The following is a 16,827-nucleotide window of genomic DNA, read 5'->3' as shown; positions in this document are numbered from 1 at the left end:
TCAGGTGGTGACGGTCCGACGTCGCCCCCGCCGGAGCCCATGACGGAAGGGGAGCCCATGGCGGCGATGAAGCCCAGGACCGGAGACGGCCCTCTCGAGGTCACCAAGGAGGGCCGGGGGATCGTCCTGCGCATGCCGCTCGAGGGCGGCGGTCGCCTCGTCGTCGAGATGACCCCGGGCGAGGCGGCCGCGCTGCGCGACGCCATCGCCGGCTGCGAGGGCGTCGGCTGACGTCCCGCTCCACCGCTCCACCCGTACGACGCCCCCGGCCACCGGCCGGGGGCGTCGTCGCGTCCCGGGCCGGCTCGTCGCCTCTCAGACGGGTCGGCGCGCGACGGTGACCTGCCAGTCGGCGTCGTTGTGCCAGGGGTCGAGGTGCCAGGTGGCGAACCGGTGCTCGCGGACGAAGCCGGTGGCGACGAGGTCGGCGTCGAGCGCGGCGACGTCGTACGGGCGGTCGGTGGCGAAACCGGCGACGAGCCGGCCGCCCGGGGCGAGCAGGCCGTGCGCGACCGCGAGGACGTCGCGCTCGGTGCCGGGGGCGACGAAGACGAGGACGTTGCCGGGCAGCGCGACGACGTCGAACGGGTCACCGAAGCCCTCGTCCGCGAGCACGACCGGGTCGAGGTCGAGCAGGTCGGCGGCGAGGTAGGGCACCCCGGGGTAGCGCCGGCGCGCGTGCGCGACCAGCCCGGCGTCGCGGTCGACCCCGAGGGCCCGGTGGCCCATCCGGGTCAGCGCCGCCGCCACCCGGCCCGTGCCCGCCCCGCCGTCGAGGACGCGAGCGCGACGGGGTGCGAGCGCGTCGACGAACCGCGCCTCGCCCTCGAGGTCGTCACCGGCGTCGGCCGCGGCGTCGAAGCGGGCGACGTAGCGCTCCCACGCCTCGCCGGTCATCTCCGTCTCCCACCGGGTCGGCCGGCGGTGCGAGGCGCGGAGGTGCGCCACGGGCGTCAGCCCCGCTTGACGGCGACGAGCAGGCCGTCGCCGACCGGGAGCAGCGTGGTGGTGAAGGCGGCGTCGTCGCGCAGCTGCTTGCCGAGGTCGCGCAGGGTGCGGGTGACGTCGTCGCGGGCGGCCGGGTCGGCGACCTTGTCGTGCCACAGCATGTTGTCGACGACGAGGACCCCGCCGGCGCGCAGCAGCCGGGTCGCCTGGGTGACGTACTCCGGGTACTCCGACTTCTCCCCGTCGACGAGGGCGAGGTCGTAGGCGCCGTCGGTCATCCGGTCGAGGACGTCGAGGGCGCGGCCCTGGATGACGCGGGTGCGCTGGTGGGGGAACCCGGCGGCGCCGTAAGCCTCCCGCGCCGCGCGCTGGTGCTCGGCGTCGACGTCGATCGTCGTCAGCACGCCGTCGGACGGCATCCCGCCGAGCAGCCAGAGGCCGGACACGCCCGCGCCGGTGCCGATCTCGACGACGGCCCGGGCCGCGGTGGCCGCGGTGAGGGCGCGCAGCGTGGCGCCCACGGCGGCCGACACCGGGGTGCAGCCGAGCTCCTCGCCGCGCCGGCGCGCGGAGGCGAGCACCTCGTCCTCGACGGCGAAGTCCTCGGCGTAGGCCCGGCTGGCCGGCTTCTGTGAGCTCATGGACCGACCCTACCGAGCGGGCCCGCACCGGCGGTCCCCCGAGGCACCCGGGGCCATGCTGGGGGGTCCCTCAGGGTCGACCCCGATGGATAGCGGGGGCACAGGTCGGGCACAGTGGTCTCGTGCCCTCCGCGACGAGCATGGGCGCACCGCCACGGTAGAGCGCCGTGGCCGACGACGGTGAGAGGCCCGCTGTGACCGACCCGATCCCGACCTCCGCGACCACGGCCCCCCCGGCGGCCGGGGAGTGGACGCCGCCCTCGTGGGAGGAGATCGTCACCCAGCACTCGCCGCGGGTCTACCGCCTGGCGTACCGGCTCACCGGCAACCCGTACGACGCCGAGGACCTCACCCACGACGTCTTCATCCGGGTCTTCCGCTCGCTGCACTCCTACACGCCCGGCACCTTCGAGGGCTGGCTGCACCGGATCACGACCAACGTGTTCCTCGACCGGATGCGCCGCAAGCAGCGGATCCGCTTCGACGCGCTGCCCGACGACGCGGCGGCCCGGATGGCCAGCCGCGACCCCGGTCCGGAGCAGCGGTACTCCGACACCCACTTCGACGACGACGTCCAGCGGGCGCTCGACGCGCTGCCGCCGGACTTCCGCGCCGCGGTCGTCCTGTGCGACATCGAGGGGCTGTCGTACGAGGAGATCGCCGCGACGCTCGACATCAAGCTCGGCACCGTGCGCTCGCGGATCCACCGCGGCCGGGCGCTGCTGCGCGAGGCGCTGGCGCACCGCTCGCCCGCCGCCCGCGAGGCCGCGGCGGCCACGACCGCCGCGCCGTCGGCCGGGGTGCGCGGGGTCGTGCCGACCCTCACGCCCGTCGTGCGCTGACCGGATAGGGTCGGGGTCGGGCACCTGCGCCGCCGCCCGCGCGTTGGGAGGGTCGGCGCCCGTCCACGGCGTCCCGACACCCTGACGACAGCACGCGAGAGCACGGAGGAAGGCGGCATGGCTCAGCACCTCGGCCTGCAGGTGAGCGCCTACGTCGACCGTTCCCTCGACCCGGCGACGCTGCTGGCCTTCGACCGCCACCTCGTCGCGTGCCAGGTCTGCCGGCACACGGCGGACCAGGAGCGTCGGTTGCTCGCCTCCCTGCGCCACGCCGCCCCGGGCGTCCCGACGAGCCTGCAGGCGTCGCTGCTGTCGCTGGCCGCGCACCCGCCGGTGCCGTCGGCCCCGCCCGCCGTGCGCGCCCTCGTCCCCACCGTGGCCCCGGCCGCACCTCCGCTGCACCGCTCCCCGCGGCGCGCCGCCGCCCTCGCGGGGTTCGCGGCGACCGCGTCCGCCGTCGCGGCCATCGGCCTGGCCGCCGCCGGCCCGGGCGCGGTCCCGGCCTCGCCGTTGCGCCCGTCGGGCGCGCGGGCGGGCAGCGCATCGCTCAGCCTGCCCGGCGGGGCCGCGCAGCTGACCTCGCAGGCCACGTCACCGGTCACGTCACCGGTCACGTCGCCGGTCACGTCATCGGCCCGGGTCGTCGTCACGCCGGGCGCGACCGCCGTCCCCGCGGCGCTGCGCGCGCCCGTGCCTGCGGCGTCGAGCACGGCCGTCCGGCTGCCGACGTCGTCCGACCGCACCGGCCGCTGAGAGGGTCGCCACCACCACCATGGGCATCTTCGACGTCAACGGCTACGAGTTCCTCATCCTCCTCGTCGTCGGCATCGTCGTCCTCGGGCCGGAGCGCCTGCCGGAGTACGCCGCGAAGCTGGCGCGCTTCGTGCAGCAGGCCCGCGGGATGGCCAGCGGCGCGCGCGAGTCGCTGCGTGAGCAGATGGGGCCGGAGTTCGACGACATCGACTGGGCGCAGTACGACCCGCGGCGCTACGACCCGCGGCGGATCGTGCGCGAGGCCCTGCTCGAGCCGTTCGAGAGCGGCGACCCGCAGGACGATGACAAGCCGGTGACCGCGACGATGGCCGCGGTCGCGCCGGCCCAGGTCTTCGACCCGAGCAAGCCCGTCCCCTGGGACGCCGAGGCGACCTGAGTCAGCGACCCGCGGGCGAGAGCCCGAGGGAGCGGCCGGCCAGGCCGCGGGCCCGGGTGGCCAGCCCGCGCGCGACGCCGCGCAGCGCGACGGCGGCGGCGGAGTCCGGGTGGGCGAGGACGACCGGCGTGCCCGAGTCGCCGCCCTCGCGCAGCTGCGTGTCGAGCGGCACCTGACCGAGCAGCGGGACGTCGGACCCGACCGCGCGGGTGAGCGACTCGGCGACGGCGCGGCCGCCGCCGGCCCCGAAGAGCTCGTGGCGGGTGCCGTCGGGCAGCTCGAGCCACGACATGTTCTCGACGACACCGACGATGCGCTGGTGCGTCTGGAGGGCGATGGCCCCGGCGCGCTCGGCCACCTCCGCCGCGGCCTGCTGCGGCGTGGTGACGACGAGGATCTCGGCGTTGGGCACCAGCTGGGCCACGGAGATGGCGATGTCGCCGGTGCCGGGCGGCAGGTCGAGCAGGAGGACGTCGAGGTCGCCCCAGAAGACGTCGGCGAGGAACTGCTGCAGGGCGCGGTGCAGCATCGGCCCGCGCCAGACGACCGGCTGGTTGCCGGGGACGAACATGCCGATCGAGATGACCTTCACGTCGTGCGAGACCGGCGGCAGGATCATGTCGTCGACCTGGGTGGGGGCGTGCTCGACCCCCATCATCCGCGGCACGGAGAAGCCGTAGACGTCCGCGTCGAGGACCCCGACCCGCAGGCCCTGCTCGGCGAGCGAGGCGGCGAGGTTGACCGTGACGGAGGACTTGCCGACCCCGCCCTTGCCGGACGCGACGGCGTACACCCGGGTGAGCGAGCCGGCCTTGGCGAAGGGGATCTCGCGCTCGGCCTGGCCACCGCGCAGGTGCTGGCGCAGCGTCGCGCGCTGCTCCTCGCTCATGACGTCCAGCGTGACCGAGACGGAGCTGACGCCCTCGACCCGCATGAGGGCGGCGGTCGTCTCCGTGGTGAGCGTGTCCTTCATCGGGCAGCCCGCGACGGTGAGGAAGATCGCGAGGGCGACCCGGCCGGCCTCGTCGACCTCGACCGACTTGACCATCCCCAGCTCGGTGATCGGCTTGCGGATCTCGGGGTCGTCGACCGTGGCGAGCGCCGACAGCAGCGCGTCGTGGGTGGGGAGGGCCTGCGTGGACATGTGTCCAGGATAGGTGCTGGCCTACGGCGACCCGGACGCGCCCTTCTCGCCCCGCTCGGCGCGGGCGGGCGGCGCGAGCAGGCTGCGCTCCTCGAGCTCCTCGAGGAGGTTGCGCAGCTCGGAGCGGACGAAGTCGCGGGTGGCGGCGTCCCGCAGCGCGATCCGCAGCGCCGCGACCTCGCGGGTGAGGAACTCGGTGTCGGCGAGGTTGCGCTCGTCGCGGGCCCGGTCCTGCTCGAGGGCGACGCGGTCCCGGTCGGCCTGGCGGTTCTGCGCGAGGAGGATGAGCGGCGCGGCGTACGACGCCTGGAGGCTGAGCATGAGCGTGAGGAAGATGAACGGGTAGGCGTCGAAGTGGTAGCGCTCCGGGCCGAGGATGTTGACGAGGATCCACACCAGGACGAACACCGTCATGGCCATGAGGAACTGCGCGGTCCCCATGAACCGGGCGAAGTCCTCCGACCAGCGCCCGAAGGTCTCCTGGTTCATGCCGGGGACGAAGCCGCCCGAGGGGACGAAGCGCCGGCTCTTCTCGCGCGGCTGGTCCAGCCGCGGCCCGCGGTCGTCGCGGCGCCGCAGCGGGGGACGCTCAGCCACGGGTCACCTCGTGCCGGTCCTCGCGCCAGTCCTCGGGGAGGATGTGGTCGAGCACGTCGTCGACGGTCACCGCGCCGAGCAGGTGCCCCTCGTCGTCGACGACGGGCAGGGCGACGAGGTTGTACGTCGCGAGCATCCGGGTCACCGCCTCGAGCGGGGCGGACGCGGGCAGCGGCTCGATGGTCCGGTCGACGACGGCGCCGACCGACCCGTGCGGGGGCTCGCGCAGCAGCCGCTGCAGGTGGACCAGACCGATGAACCGGCCCGTCGGGGTCTCCAGCGGTGGGCGGCAGACGAAGACGGTCGAGGCCAGCGCGGGGATGATCTCCTCACGCCGGACCACGGCGAGGGCCTCGGCGATCGTCGCCTCCGGGCCGAGGACGACCGGCTCGGTCGTCATGAGACCGCCGGCGGTCTTCTCGTCGTAGGTGAGCAGCCGGCGCAGCGGCGCGGCCTCGTCGGGCTCCATGAGCCGCAGCAGCTGCTCCTGCTGGTCCTCGGACAGCTCGGCGAGCAGGTCGGCGGCGTCGTCGGGCTCCATCGCCTCGAGGACGTCGGCGGCCCGCTCGGTGTCGAGGCCGGCGAGGATCTCGACCTGGTCGTCCTCGGGGAGCTCCTCGAGGATGTCGGCGAGCTTGTCGTCGTCGAGGGCGGCCGCGACCTCGGCGCGGCGCTGCGGGTCGAGCTCGTGGATGACCTCGGCGAGGTCGGCGGTGCGCAGGTCCTCGTAGTTCTCCAGCAGCCGGGCCGCCCCCTGGTCGGCGCCGCGCAGCTGCAGTCCGGTGACCTGGGCGACGTCCACCACGAAGGTCTCCCCGCGCCGGCGGGTCAGGCGCAGCCCGCGGGCGGGCGCCGCGTCGACCTTGCGGCAGAAGACCTTGGCGATGACCCAGTCGCCGCGCTGACGGCGCTCGAGGGCGACGTCCTCGACGGTGGCCTCGAAGACCTCGGGCGGCTGGCTGTCGGGGAGCGTCACGGTGACCCGGCGCTCGACGAGCTCGGCGAGCACGAGGCTCTCGTTGCTGCGCTGCTCGAAGCGGCGCATGTTGACCAGGCCGGTCGTGATGACCTGCCCGCCCTCGACCGACGTCACCCGGGTCATCGGCACGAAGACGCGGCGCCGGCCGATGACCTCGACGACGAGGCCGATGACCCGCGGCTCGCGCCGGGAGGCGCTGAAGGTGACGACCACGTCGCGCACGCGGCCCACCGGTTCACCGAGCGGGTCGAAGACGCTCAGCTCGGCGAGGCGCGCGACGAAGACGCGGGTGGTGGGCGGCACCCGGTCAGGCTATCGGCCGGCCCTGGGCGCTCACCGGGTCCCGCGCCGACGGGCCGGGCGTCCGCCCAGGTGGCGCGGGCGCCAGGTCGTCGTCGTCGCGCGGGTGGGGGCGGGCGGCGTGGCGCCCGAGGCGTCGTCGTACGTGCCGGGGCGCTCGAGGAGCTCCCCGACGGGGGTGAGCGCGGTGACCGCGCACTCGCGCCGCCAGCGCTCGCGGACGTCGCCGGTGGCGTTGAGCCGCTCGGCGACGAGCGCCTCCACGGCGGGGCCCCACTCGACGCCCCGGGGGTCGAGGACGCGGGTGCGGGCGCGGACCCGCAGCAGCCGGCCCCCGGTGTCCTGGCTGCGCAGGACGAGGTCGACGAACTCGGGGAGCCACGGCAGGTACTGCTCGCCGGGACCGTTGACGACGTACGCCGTCCCCTCGGACCAGGCGAACCAGGCCGGCCGGGCCCGGTCGCCCGGGACGTCGACCCACAGCACCCCGGAGCGGGTCATCGCCGCCCCGAGCAGGGGGTCGTCCGTGGGGTCGTCGGCCATGGCACGAGACTAGCCAGGGTCCGCGCCAGGGGTGTCCTGCGTCATAACGGGGGCGCGCCACCCGCTGCTAGCGTCGCGCCGTGCGCCACCCGAAGGACTTCTACGCCCCGCTCGCCGTCGGCGCCCCGGCCCCGCTGCGGGAGGTGCCGGCCCGGCCGTCGAGGGCCATCCACTTCTTCGACCCGAGCAACCCGAGGATGGCGGCGAAGGTGCCGGCCATGGTCGGCACGGTCGACGTGCTGCTGGGCAACCTCGAGGACGCGGTCAAGGCGGACAGCAAGGTCGCGGCGCGCGAGGGCCTCGTGGAGATCGCGCGGGCCACGGACTTCGGGCCGACGCAGCTGTGGACGCGGGTCAACTCGCTCGACAGCCCGTGGCTGCTCGACGACCTCACGACGCTGGTGCCCGCGATCGGCGACCGGCTCGACGTCGTCATGGTGCCGAAGGTCGAGGGCGCGCAGGACATCCACTACGTCGACCGCCTGCTCGCGCAGCTCGAGGCGAAGGCGGGGCTGCAGCGACCGATCCTCGTGCACGCGATCCTCGAGACGGCCCGCGGGATGACCAACGTCGAGGAGATCTGCGCGGCGAGCCCGCGGATGCAGGGTCTGTCGCTGGGGCCGGCCGACCTCGCGGCGTCCCGGCGGATGAAGACGACGCGGGTCGGGGGCGGGCACCCGGGCTACCTCGTGCGGACCGACCCGGTCGACGGCGACGTGCACGGCGAGCGGTCGCCGCGGTCCACGGCGCAGCAGGACCTGTGGCACTACACGATCGCGCGGATGGTCGACGCGTGCGTCGCCGCGGGGATCCAGCCGTACTACGGGCCGTTCGGCGACATCGCCGACGTCGTGGCCTGCGAGGACCAGTTCCGCAACGCGTTCCTGCTCGGCTGCGTCGGGGCGTGGTCGCTGCACCCGGTCCAGATCCCCATCGCCACGCGGGTGTTCAGCCCGAGCGCCGAGGACGTCGCGCACGCGCGCGCCGTCGTCGAGGCGATGGGCGACGGGACGGGGGCGGTCATGCTCGACGGCAGGATGGAGGACGACGCGTCGCTCAAGCAGTGCCGGGTCCTGCTCGGCCTGGCCGAGGAGCTCGCGGCGACCGACCCCGAGCTGGCCCGGCTGTACGGCGCGGCCTCGTGACCGGCGGGCTCGTCCCGCGGCGGTCCGTCCTCTACATGCCGGCGTCGAACGAGCGCGCGCTGGAGAAGGCGCGCACCCTTCCTGCCGACGCGCTCATCCTCGACCTCGAGGACGCCGTCGCGCCGGACGCCAAGGACGCCGCGCGCGAGAACGCCTGCGCCGCCGTGCGATCCGGCGCGTACGGGGACCGCGAGGTCGCCATCCGGGTCAACGCCGTCGGGACGCCGTGGCACGCGGCCGACCTCGCCGCCGCCGCGGCCGCGGGACCGCACGCCGTGGTCGTCCCGAAGGTCGGCTCGGCCGACCAGGTGCGCGCGCTCGTCGCGGCCCTGGAGGCCGGTGGGGCGCCGGAGCGCACGCGGTTGTGGGCGATGGTCGAGACGCCGCAGGCGGTGCTCGACGTCCGGGACGTCGCCGCGGCCTCGCCGCGGCTCGCCGCTCTCGTCCTCGGCACCAACGACCTCGTCAAGGAGCTGTACGCCGCGCACGTGCCCGGCCGGGCGCCCCTGCTCACCGCCCTGTCGCTCGCGGTGCTCGGGGCGCGCGCGGCCGGGGTCGCGGTGCTCGACGGGGTCTACAACGACGTCAAGGACCTCGAGGGCTTCGAGGCCGAGTGCCGGCAGGGGCGTGACCTCGGCTTCGACGGCAAGACGCTCATCCACCCGGGGCAGGTCGAGGTGGCCAACCGGGTGTTCGCGCCCGACGAGGCGGCGGTCGACGACGCCCGCGAGCTCATCGCCGCCTTCGAGGAGGCGTCGGCGCAGGGTCGCGGCGTCGTCACGCACCGGGGCCGGATGGTCGAGAACCTGCACGTCGAGAGCGCGCGCCGGACCCTCGCGATGGCCGAGGCGGTCGCCGCGCGGGGCTGAACCCGCGACCTCGGGGGCCGAGCCGCTACTCGCCCGTCGCGCCGTCGACGGCCTCGCGCAGCAGGTCGGCGTGGCCCGCGTGCCGGGCCGTCTCCTCGACCATGTGCAGGAGCACCCAGCGCGCGCTCATCCGCTCGCCGTCCCGGGTCGCGGCGACGGTGCGGGTCGACAGGTCGTCGATCCCGGCCAGGACCGCGTCGCTCGCGGCGCACGCGTCGTCGTACCGGCACCGGAGCTCCTCCGGCGAGAGGTGCGCCGCCTCGTGGAACTCGAAGTCGGGGTCGGCGTCGAAGTCCACCTCGGCGAACGCGGGGTGCGGGGCCCCGCCGCCGAGCCGGACGACGAACCACCAGTTCTCGTTGAGGGTCGCGTGGTTGAGCAGACCACCGAGGGTCAGCGTGGAGGGCGGCAGGGTACGGGCGAGCTGGTCGGCATCGAGGCCGGCGCACTTGCGGCGCAGGATCTCGCGCTGGCCCGCGAGGAAGCCGAGCAGGGTGGCACGCTCGTCGCCGTCGAAGGGCCGCGGGTCGGTGCGGGCGTCGTCGGTGCTCATCGGGCCAAGCGTGGCGGGCACCGCGGGCTCGGCACAACCCCCTTACCCTTCAGGGGTGGACGGCGACCCCGGGGTGCGGTTGACCCGCCGGGGCGCCCTCGTCCTCGGGGGTCTCGGCGTGGCCGGCGCGGTCGGTCTCGGTCTCGGCGTCCGCGAGCTCGGCGGGCCCGGCGCCGTCGCCGAGCGGGTGACGGGGCCTGCCGACCCGCCGCTGCCCGGAGGTCGCCCGACCTGCGTGGCCGCGACCGCGCTGTCGACGCAGCGCACCCTCGGCGGGCTGCCGCTGGTCTACGACGAGAACGGCGAGCCGACGTCGTTCCGGCTGGAGCCGCGCTTCGGGGGCCGGCTCGAGGCGTGGTTCGCCCGGCACCGGTCGACGTCCGGTCTGCCGGCCGTGGCGCAGGTGTGGAGCCTCGGCACGTGGATCGAGGGTGACCCGGACGGGACGGGGGTGGCCGCCGACGGCAGCGTCGACAGCGCCGGCGGGTGCGCGTCGTGGCACAACGCCGGGCGCGCCTTCGACCTCACCCGGCTCGTCGACGCGTCGGGTCAGGTCGTCGTGTCCTGCCGCTACGACCTGTGGTCGCGGTTCGCCGGCGAGCAGCTGACGACGGCGCGAACCCGCTACTGGCGCACGGTCGCCGGGCTGCACCGCGACTTCGACTCGGTCCTCACGCACCTGTGGAACGACCTGCACCACAGCCACGTCCACGTCGACGACGGCCGGGTGGGCGAGGGCGGCTCCCAGCTGCGGACCCGGTCGCGCGCGCAGGTGCAGGCGGTGCAGGGGATGCTCACCTGGGTGTGGGACGAGCCGGTCGACACCGGCGGCGTCTGGGACGACGCCACCCGGGCGGCGAGCGGGCGCGTCCTCACCCGGATCGGGCGCGGCGGCGCGCTCACCGACGGCCAGCCGACCTGGCACGCCTTCCTCGACGCGACGCTGAAGGGCGCGTAGCGACGTCGTACGGGCTGTGCGCGGCGCCACAGGTGGCAGGTCTCACAGGCCGACGCCGGGGCCGGGCCGTGGGCCCGTCGGCATACTCGGGCCATGGCGCGACTGCAGCAGACCGACGGACTCACCGAGGAGCAGACCGAGCTGCTCGCCCTCGTGCGGCAGTTCGTCGACGAGCAGATCATCCCGGTGGCGACGGCGCTCGAGCACGCCGACGAGTACCCGGAGAAGATCGTCGAGGCGATGAAGGAGATGGGGATCTTCGGGCTGATGATCCCCGAGGAGTACGGCGGGCTGGGGGAGTCGCTGCTCACCTACGCCCTGTGCGTCGAGGAGATCGCGCGCGGGTGGATGTCGGTGAGCGGCATCATCAACACGCACTTCATCGTCGCCTACCTCCTGCTGCAGCACGGCACCGAGGAGCAGAAGCAGCGCTACCTCCCGCGGATGGCGACGGGTGAGGTGCGGGGGGCGTTCTCGATGAGCGAGCCGGGCTGCGGCTCCGACGTCTCCGGCATCACGACGAAGGCGGTGCGGGCCGAGGGCTCGGACGAGTGGACGATCAACGGCCAGAAGATGTGGCTCACCAACGGTGGGTCGTCGACGCTCGTCGCGGTGCTCGTCAAGACCGACACCGGCGCCGAGTCCGTCTACAAGAACATGACGACGTTCCTCGTCGAGAAGGAGCCCGGCTTCGGCGAGACCGCGCCGGGCCTCACCGTGCCGGGGAAGATCGACAAGATGGGCTACAAGGGCGTCGACACGACCGAGCTGGTCCTCGACGGCTACCGGACGAGCACGGCGCAGATCCTCGGCGGCGAGCCGGGCCGCGGTTTCTACCAGATGATGGACGGCGTCGAGGTGGGCCGGGTCAACGTCGCCGCGCGCGGGTGCGGGGTGGCGCGGCGCGCCTTCGAGCTCGGGGTGGCCTACGCGCAGCAGCGGGAGACCTTCGGCAAGAAGATCGCCGAGCACCAGGCGGTGATGTTCCGGCTCGCCGAGATGGCGACCAAGGTCGAGGCGTCGCACCAGATGATGGTCAAGGCGGCCACGGTGAAGGACGCCGGGAAGCGCAACGACCTCGAGGCCGGGATGGCCAAGTACCTCGCCAGCGAGTACTGCGCCCAGGTGGTCGAGGACTCGTTCCGGATCCACGGCGGCTACGGCTACTCGAAGGAGTACGAGATCGAGCGGCTCTACCGCGAGGCGCCGATGCTGCTCATCGGCGAGGGCACCGCCGACATCCAGAAGATGATCATCGGCCGGCGCCTGCTGGAGGAGTACAAGCTCAAGGGCTGAGCGATGTTGCGGCTCAGGGGTTGCGGCTCAGGGGTTGCGGCTCAGAGCGCGTCGAGGACCGGGGCGAGCCGGCGCAGCTCCTCGAGGTGGATCTCCGACAGCGCCTCGAGGACCTCGGCGCCGTGTCCGGTCAGGCGCAGGCGGACCGCCCGCTGGTCGTGCTCGTCGCGGGTGCGCTCGGTGAGACCGAGCCGCTCGGTCCGGTCGGCCAGGCCGGATGCGGTGTGGTGCTTGACGAGCAGGTACGTCGCGACGTCCCCGATGGTCGGGCCCGCCGGGTCCTCGTGCCCGCGGACCGCGACCAGGAGCTGGTGCTGGGCGTGCGTCAGCCCCTGGGTGGCCGCCGCCTGCTGGCTCCACGCGTGGAACTCGCGCAGCCGGGTGCGGAAGGTCAGCAGCCGCCGGTACTCCTCGTCGGAGATCATGGTTCCACCGTAGGTGCCGCCGCTGTGCGCCCCGGTGGGACGCGCGTTCCGTCCGGGACCGGGTGGCGGCCCATCTGCGACACTGGGACCATGAGCAGCCAGCCGAACTCCCTCAGCGCCGTACGGGCCCGTCTGTCGCTGGAGTACCCGATGTCGCTGGGCACCTTCGACACGTACGACGCCGCGCAGAAGGCCATCGACACGCTGTCCGACGCGCAGTTCCCGGTGCAGAACTGCCTCATCGTCGGCACGGACCTCAAGCAGCTCGAACGGATCACCGGCCGGCTCACGTGGGGTCGGGTGCTGGCGGCGGGTGCGCTCTCCGGCGTGTGGCTCGGGCTCTTCGTCGGCTTCATCTTCGCCCTCTTCGACAGCCAGAACAACGTGCTGGCGCTCGTGCTGTCGACGGTCCTCGTGGGTGCCCTCTTCGGTCTGGTGTGGAGCGCGATCGGCTACGCGGCCACCGGTGGCCGGCGTGACTTCAGCTCGGTCAGCCAGATCGTCCCGAGCCGGTTCGAGGTGCTCTGCGAGCACAAGGTCGCCCAGCAGGCGCGCGAGATCCTGGCCCGTGAGGGTGTCGTCGGTCCGACGCTGACCTGATCGGCCGGGGCTCGGTCGCCGGGCCTGCGGCCCGCACGTCTCAGAACGGCGGGGGCTCGATGTCGGTGACTCTGGCACGCTCGTCGTCGCCGGGTTCGTGGTGCGCGGGGTCCTCGTAGCGGTAACGCTCCGTGAGGTACTCGCGTCCGCCGACCGTCCGCCATCGTGACCCGCCCTTCCCGGTCACGGCGAGGGCGCCGTCGTCGGGCTCGTCGGAGCGCCACAGACCACGGGTCTTGTGGTTGTGGTGCCGGCGGTGGGTGGCGCGCAGGTTGCGTACGGAAGTCTCCCCCCGTGGCCAGGGCGTGAGGTGGTCGAGGTCGCACCGGTCGGCGGGCACGGTGCAGCCCGGGGCACGGCAGTGACCGTCGAGGGCGGCGACGCGTTCGGCCATGGCGGGGGTCGGGCGGTACCGCTGGGTCGACAGGTCGAGCGCGGTCCCCGTGAGCGGGTCGGTGACGAGGCGACGCCACACGCTGCCCTCCGCCAGGGCGACCTGGCGGGCGACCTCGGCGGTGACGAACCCGTGGCCCGGTAGCTCGGCGGTGCCGTCCTCGACGCCGAGGAGCGAGGTGAGCGAGACCACGACGTGGACCACCGCGGGTGGGGCGACGGCAAGGGCCCACCAGGGTCCGAGGTCGACGAGGTCACCCGGCTCTGGGTCCTGGTCGACGCCGTGCTTCTCGGCGTCGGCGGGCGTGCGGGTATCCGTGGCGGCGTCGGCGGGCGTGCGGGTGTCCGTGGCGACGTCGGCGCGCGTGCGGGTGTCCGTGGCGGCGTCGGCGGGCGTGCGGGTGTCCGTGGCGGCGTCGGCGGGCGTGCGGGTGTCCGTGGCGACGTCGGCGGGCGTGCGGGTGTCCGTGGGCGAGGCGGTCGTGTCGTTGGTGTCCCTGGGGTCGGGCGCCCCCGACATGTCGGTGTCGGGGCCCGGCGCGTCAGCGGGGCGGTCGTCTCGCCTGGCCGCTCCTGTCGGACGGGCCGGCGTGGGCGGCGCGACCGGCCAGCCGACGAGGAGCAGATCGAGGGTGACGTCCGAGCGGAGGGCGTCCAGCGAACGCTGGTCGCCACCAGCCTTGAGCGAGCGGGCGATGTCCTCGACCCGGTCCAGGGCCGCAGTGACCCGCGGACCGTCGCCGACGACGGTGAGGGTGCCGGTGCCGTCGTCGTGGAGCTCGCCGAAGGCGGTCCGGCGACGCAGGGCGCTCGCGTGCCGGGTGCGCCGGTCCATCTGGTGGAGCACCATCTGCCGGTGCAGGCGCCGGACGAACACCCGGTGCGGCGCCAGGCTCCCGTCGGTCATGGGCGCGAGCACGCGGTCGCTGATGATGCGCACGGTCTCGGGGTGGAGGTCGACCGTCGCGTCGAGGATGCGGGTCGCCCGGTCGAGCGTCGTGCGTCCTTCGGCCAGCCGGGCGAGCACGACGGTCGCCCGGCCGTCGTCGAGGCAGGCGAGGCGCAGCCGGCTGCTCGTCGCCGAGATCGTGTGGCCGGTGACGAGGGCGATCTCGTCGACCGCGATGGCGTCCCCCTCCGCCTGCTCGTCGAACGGCTTGCCGCCGGCCATGAACACCCGTGCCGCAGCCTGGTCGACCTCGTGACCGACCGCCTCGCGGAACCGCCGCACGGCGCCGAGCGCGATGAGGTCGAGCCACGCGTGGACCCGCTCGGTCGCCTCGATGACGGCGAGCTCCTCGGCTGCGACCTTGCTGCGCGCCTCCTCGCGGGGCGGGCGACCGGCGAGCTCGTCGAGGAGGACGGTGAACCCGGCCTCGGTCAGCTCGCGGGGGATGACCTCCCAGGTCCGAGGGGCGAACTCGTGGGGGAGCGGGGGGCGGCGATCACGAGGGCCACGCGCCCGCGCTCCGCCGGTGGCCTTGGTGGCCTTGGTGGCCTTGGTGGACGCGGTGGACCCGGTGACCGCGGTAGACCCGGTGACCGTGGGACTGGTGCCGGCGTCCTGAGCGACGGCCTCGACGGACGCGGCGTGGGCGTCGCGGCGGGACGCGGGGACGGCGAGCAGGCAGAGGGCCGCGACGACGTCGTCCGGGAGGTAGGTCCCTGTGGGCTCCAGGCTCGTCGCGGCCGGGGTCGGCGACCGGTGTGCGGCAGTGATCGTCATCTGCTCCTCCTGACAACTATTCGAACACATGTTCGAAACGAGGTCAAGAGGTCTCGGCGGACCCCGACCCGGCCCTACACCCACCGGCCCGTCGTCGTCGACGAGGTCGTGGGAGGCGGCCGGCCGTTGCCACGACGGCACCGCCCGACCCGGCGGCCGGGTCGAGCGGTGCGCGGTCACGGTGGCGGATCAGCCCTGGCGCGAGGCGATCCACGCCTCCACGTCGTCCGCGGTGCGCGGGATGCGGGACGAGAGCAGCTCGTAGCCGTCCTCGGTCACGAGGACGTCGTCCTCGATCCGCACGCCGATGCCCCGCAGCTCCTCGGGGACCAGCTCGTCGTCGGCCTTGAAGTACAGGCCGGGCTCGACGGTGAGGATCATCCCGGGCCGCAGGTCGGCCTCCATGTAGTCGGCGCGGGTGGCGAGGGCGCAGTCGTGGACGTCCAGCCCGAGGTGGTGGCTGGTGCCGTGCACCATCCAGCGCCGGTGGAACTGGCCCTCCTCCTTGTCGAGCGTCTGCTCGAGCGTGACGCCCTCGGGCAGCAGACCCCACTCGTGCACGGTCTCGGCGATGACGCGGATCGCCGCGTCGTGGATGGCGGAGAACGGCACCCCCGGCTTGATGACGGCCATCGCCGCCTCCTGCGCCTCGAGGACGGCGTCGTACACCTTGCGCTGGGCCTCGGTGAAGGTGCCGTCGACCGGGAGCGTCCGGGTGATGTCGGCGGTGTAGAGCGAGTCGACCTCCACGCCGGCGTCGAGCAGGAGGAGGACGCCCGGCTCGACGGCCCCGGTGTTCTTGATCCAGTGCAGTGTCGAGGCGTGGTCACCGGAGGCGCAGATCGAGTCGTAGCCGACGCCGTTGCCCTCGTGACGCGCGTGCAGCGCGAAGAGCCCCTCGACCCAGCGCTCGCCCCGCTCCTTCTCCAGCGCCTCGCGCAGCCGCGCGACGACCTCGTCGAAGCCGAGCTGCGTGGCGTCGACGGCCTTGCGCATCTCCTCGACCTCGAAGGCGTCCTTGACCAGTCGGAGCGTCGAGAGGCGGGCCGCCAGCTCGTGGTCGAGGTCGACCTCCCGCGATTCCTCTTCCTGAGAGGTGTTCTCCTCGGATGCCTCCTGGCGCACCTTGTCGACGAGGGCCGCCACGTCGGCATCCGCGTCGCGCACCACCCGGACGACGACCGTGCCCGCGTCCTTGGCCAGCGCGTCGGCGAGCTCGTCGATGTGACGCGCGGTGAGGCCGTACTCGGCCTCGACGTCGGCGAGCGTCGGGCGGGCGCCGACCCAGAACTCGCCGTACCGGGCGTCGGAGAAGAACTCGTCGCCCTCGCGGCCGCCGTACGGACGGAAGTAGAGGACGGCCTCGTGGCCGCCGCCCTCGAGCGGCTCGAGGACGAGGACGGCGTCCGGCTCCTGGTCGCCGCCGAAGCCGGTCAGCCAGGCGAACGCGGTGTGCGGCCGGAAGCGGTAGTCGGTGTCGTTGGTGCGCACCTTGAACCCGCCGGCCGGGACGACGAGCCGCTCCCCGGCGAACTCCTCGCCGAGCCGCGCGCGCCGCTCGGCGGCGAAGTCGGCGACGGGCGCCCGGTCGGGGGTGCCCTCGGGGCGCGGGGTCCACCCGCGGCTGATGAACTCCCGCAGGGCGTCGGTGGTCTTGCGCTCGCGGTTCTCGGACTTCTGCTGCTGCTCGCTCACCCCCGCATCGTGCCACGGGCCTG

19 protein-coding genes are annotated in these 16,827 nt (G+C 74.2%); 9 read left to right on the top strand and 10 right to left on the bottom strand.

The window, feature by feature from the left end:
• Positions 1-57 precede the first annotated feature (57 nt).
• A complete protein-coding gene (locus FB458_RS02110) occupies positions 58-231 on the top strand; it encodes a DUF3117 domain-containing protein (protein ID WP_141846342.1) in 174 nt (57 codons plus the stop codon).
• An 84-nt stretch (positions 232-315) separates the two neighbouring features.
• On the opposite strand, the gene FB458_RS02105 is transcribed toward FB458_RS02110, so the two are convergent.
• The gene (locus FB458_RS02105) at positions 316-897 is read right to left on the bottom strand and encodes a class I SAM-dependent methyltransferase (RefSeq protein WP_141846340.1); all 582 of its coding nucleotides are present in this window, start codon (positions 895-897) and stop codon (positions 316-318) included.
• Between the two features lie 56 nt (positions 898-953).
• On the bottom strand, positions 954-1,589 hold the full coding sequence (locus FB458_RS02100) for an O-methyltransferase (RefSeq protein ID WP_141846339.1): 636 nt from the start codon (positions 1,587-1,589) through the stop codon (positions 954-956).
• Positions 1,590-1,783: 194 nt separating this feature from the next.
• Here FB458_RS02100 and sigE point away from each other — a divergent pair, with 194 nt between their 5' ends.
• From sigE to FB458_RS02085, 3 genes are all read left to right on the top strand, one after another.
• Positions 1,784-2,431 (top strand): RNA polymerase sigma factor SigE, encoded by a 648-nt coding sequence (sigE, locus tag FB458_RS02095; RefSeq protein ID WP_141846337.1) that lies wholly within the window; start codon positions 1,784-1,786, stop codon positions 2,429-2,431.
• 117 nt (positions 2,432-2,548) lie between these two features.
• Entirely contained in the window at positions 2,549-3,184 is a 636-nt protein-coding gene (locus tag FB458_RS02090; RefSeq protein WP_141846335.1) for an anti-sigma factor family protein, read from the top strand.
• A gap of 25 nt (positions 3,185-3,209) precedes the next feature.
• Positions 3,210-3,581 (top strand): twin-arginine translocase TatA/TatE family subunit, encoded by a 372-nt coding sequence (locus tag FB458_RS02085; protein WP_141850274.1) that lies wholly within the window; start codon positions 3,210-3,212, stop codon positions 3,579-3,581.
• Between the two features lies 1 nt (position 3,582).
• Here the strand turns inward: FB458_RS02085 and FB458_RS02080 are convergent, their stop codons facing one another.
• From FB458_RS02080 to FB458_RS02065, 4 genes are read right to left on the bottom strand one after another with little or no spacing between them, the layout of a single operon-like run.
• Positions 3,583-4,725: an Mrp/NBP35 family ATP-binding protein gene (locus tag FB458_RS02080; RefSeq protein WP_141846333.1), complete on the bottom strand. Its 1,143-nt coding sequence runs from the start codon at positions 4,723-4,725 to the stop codon at positions 3,583-3,585.
• A 21-nt stretch (positions 4,726-4,746) separates the two neighbouring features.
• Positions 4,747-5,322 (bottom strand): DUF1003 domain-containing protein, encoded by a 576-nt coding sequence (locus tag FB458_RS02075; protein WP_246061022.1) that lies wholly within the window; start codon positions 5,320-5,322, stop codon positions 4,747-4,749.
• A complete protein-coding gene (locus tag FB458_RS02070) occupies positions 5,315-6,604 on the bottom strand; it encodes a magnesium transporter MgtE N-terminal domain-containing protein (protein WP_141846331.1) in 1,290 nt (429 codons plus the stop codon). Before FB458_RS02070 ends, FB458_RS02075 begins: the two co-directional genes overlap by 8 nt.
• Before the next feature lie 30 nt (positions 6,605-6,634).
• Positions 6,635-7,144: a hypothetical protein gene (locus FB458_RS02065; RefSeq protein WP_141846329.1), complete on the bottom strand. Its 510-nt coding sequence runs from the start codon at positions 7,142-7,144 to the stop codon at positions 6,635-6,637.
• 80 nt (positions 7,145-7,224) lie between these two features.
• Here FB458_RS02065 and FB458_RS02060 point away from each other — a divergent pair, with 80 nt between their 5' ends.
• The gene (locus FB458_RS02060; protein ID WP_141846327.1) at positions 7,225-8,289 is read left to right on the top strand and encodes an HpcH/HpaI aldolase/citrate lyase family protein; all 1,065 of its coding nucleotides are present in this window, start codon (positions 7,225-7,227) and stop codon (positions 8,287-8,289) included.
• Positions 8,286-9,158 carry an HpcH/HpaI aldolase/citrate lyase family protein gene (locus FB458_RS02055; RefSeq protein ID WP_281286077.1) on the top strand — a complete coding sequence of 291 codons (873 nt, stop codon included), beginning with the start codon at positions 8,286-8,288 and terminating at the stop codon, positions 9,156-9,158. The genes FB458_RS02060 and FB458_RS02055 overlap by 4 nt, the downstream gene beginning before the upstream one ends.
• Positions 9,159-9,183: 25 nt before the next feature.
• Here FB458_RS02055 and FB458_RS02050 read toward each other — a convergent pair whose 3' ends face one another.
• Positions 9,184-9,711, bottom strand: coding sequence for a DinB family protein (locus FB458_RS02050; protein WP_141846325.1), 528 nt, complete (start codon positions 9,709-9,711; stop codon positions 9,184-9,186).
• A 55-nt stretch (positions 9,712-9,766) separates the two neighbouring features.
• Between FB458_RS02050 and FB458_RS02045 the strand changes: the two genes are divergently transcribed.
• Both FB458_RS02045 and FB458_RS02040 read left to right on the top strand, forming a co-directional pair.
• Positions 9,767-10,669: a hypothetical protein gene (locus FB458_RS02045; protein WP_141846323.1), complete on the top strand. Its 903-nt coding sequence runs from the start codon at positions 9,767-9,769 to the stop codon at positions 10,667-10,669.
• Between the two features lie 93 nt (positions 10,670-10,762).
• A complete protein-coding gene (locus FB458_RS02040; RefSeq protein ID WP_141846321.1) occupies positions 10,763-11,965 on the top strand; it encodes an acyl-CoA dehydrogenase family protein in 1,203 nt (400 codons plus the stop codon).
• Between the two features lie 41 nt (positions 11,966-12,006).
• Here FB458_RS02040 and FB458_RS02035 read toward each other — a convergent pair whose 3' ends face one another.
• Positions 12,007-12,390 (bottom strand): MarR family winged helix-turn-helix transcriptional regulator, encoded by a 384-nt coding sequence (locus FB458_RS02035; RefSeq protein WP_141846319.1) that lies wholly within the window; start codon positions 12,388-12,390, stop codon positions 12,007-12,009.
• Between the two features lie 90 nt (positions 12,391-12,480).
• Here FB458_RS02035 and FB458_RS02030 point away from each other — a divergent pair, with 90 nt between their 5' ends.
• On the top strand, positions 12,481-12,990 hold the full coding sequence (locus FB458_RS02030) for a YflT domain-containing protein (RefSeq protein WP_141846317.1): 510 nt from the start codon (positions 12,481-12,483) through the stop codon (positions 12,988-12,990).
• 40 nt (positions 12,991-13,030) lie between these two features.
• On the opposite strand, the gene FB458_RS02025 is transcribed toward FB458_RS02030, so the two are convergent.
• Complete coding sequence (locus FB458_RS02025; protein ID WP_141846315.1) at positions 13,031-15,109, bottom strand: HNH endonuclease signature motif containing protein; 2,079 nt, start codon at positions 15,107-15,109, stop codon at positions 13,031-13,033.
• A gap of 189 nt (positions 15,110-15,298) precedes the next feature.
• On the bottom strand, positions 15,299-16,804 hold the full coding sequence (locus FB458_RS02020; RefSeq protein WP_141846313.1) for an aminopeptidase P family protein: 1,506 nt from the start codon (positions 16,802-16,804) through the stop codon (positions 15,299-15,301).
• Between the last annotated feature and the right edge of the window lie 23 nt (positions 16,805-16,827).

The organism is Lapillicoccus jejuensis (assembly GCF_006715055.1).
GTDB lineage: Bacteria > Actinomycetota > Actinomycetes > Actinomycetales > Dermatophilaceae > Lapillicoccus > Lapillicoccus jejuensis.
The sequence above is the reverse complement of the archived record's forward strand: the minus strand, read 5'-3'. Positions and strand labels throughout refer to the sequence as shown.

Excerpts from the sequence above, each read along its gene's own strand:
- FB458_RS02065 (WP_141846329.1), bottom strand. The coding sequence starts at position 7,144 with ATGGCCGACGACCCCACGGACGACCCCCTGCTCGGGGCGGCGATGACC.
- FB458_RS02100 (WP_141846339.1), bottom strand. The coding sequence starts at position 1,589 with ATGAGCTCACAGAAGCCGGCCAGCCGGGCCTACGCCGAGGACTTCGCC.
- FB458_RS02090 (WP_141846335.1), top strand. The coding sequence starts at position 2,549 with ATGGCTCAGCACCTCGGCCTGCAGGTGAGCGCCTACGTCGACCGTTCC.
- FB458_RS02030 (WP_141846317.1), top strand. The coding sequence starts at position 12,481 with ATGAGCAGCCAGCCGAACTCCCTCAGCGCCGTACGGGCCCGTCTGTCG.
- FB458_RS02050 (WP_141846325.1), bottom strand. The coding sequence starts at position 9,711 with ATGAGCACCGACGACGCCCGCACCGACCCGCGGCCCTTCGACGGCGAC.
- FB458_RS02025 (WP_141846315.1), bottom strand. The coding sequence starts at position 15,109 with ATGACGATCACTGCCGCACACCGGTCGCCGACCCCGGCCGCGACGAGC.
- FB458_RS02040 (WP_141846321.1), top strand. The coding sequence starts at position 10,763 with ATGGCGCGACTGCAGCAGACCGACGGACTCACCGAGGAGCAGACCGAG.
- FB458_RS02035 (WP_141846319.1), bottom strand. The coding sequence starts at position 12,390 with ATGATCTCCGACGAGGAGTACCGGCGGCTGCTGACCTTCCGCACCCGG.
- FB458_RS02105 (WP_141846340.1), bottom strand. The coding sequence starts at position 897 with ATGACCGGCGAGGCGTGGGAGCGCTACGTCGCCCGCTTCGACGCCGCG.
- FB458_RS02110 (WP_141846342.1), top strand. The coding sequence starts at position 58 with ATGGCGGCGATGAAGCCCAGGACCGGAGACGGCCCTCTCGAGGTCACC.
- FB458_RS02080 (WP_141846333.1), bottom strand. The coding sequence starts at position 4,725 with ATGTCCACGCAGGCCCTCCCCACCCACGACGCGCTGCTGTCGGCGCTC.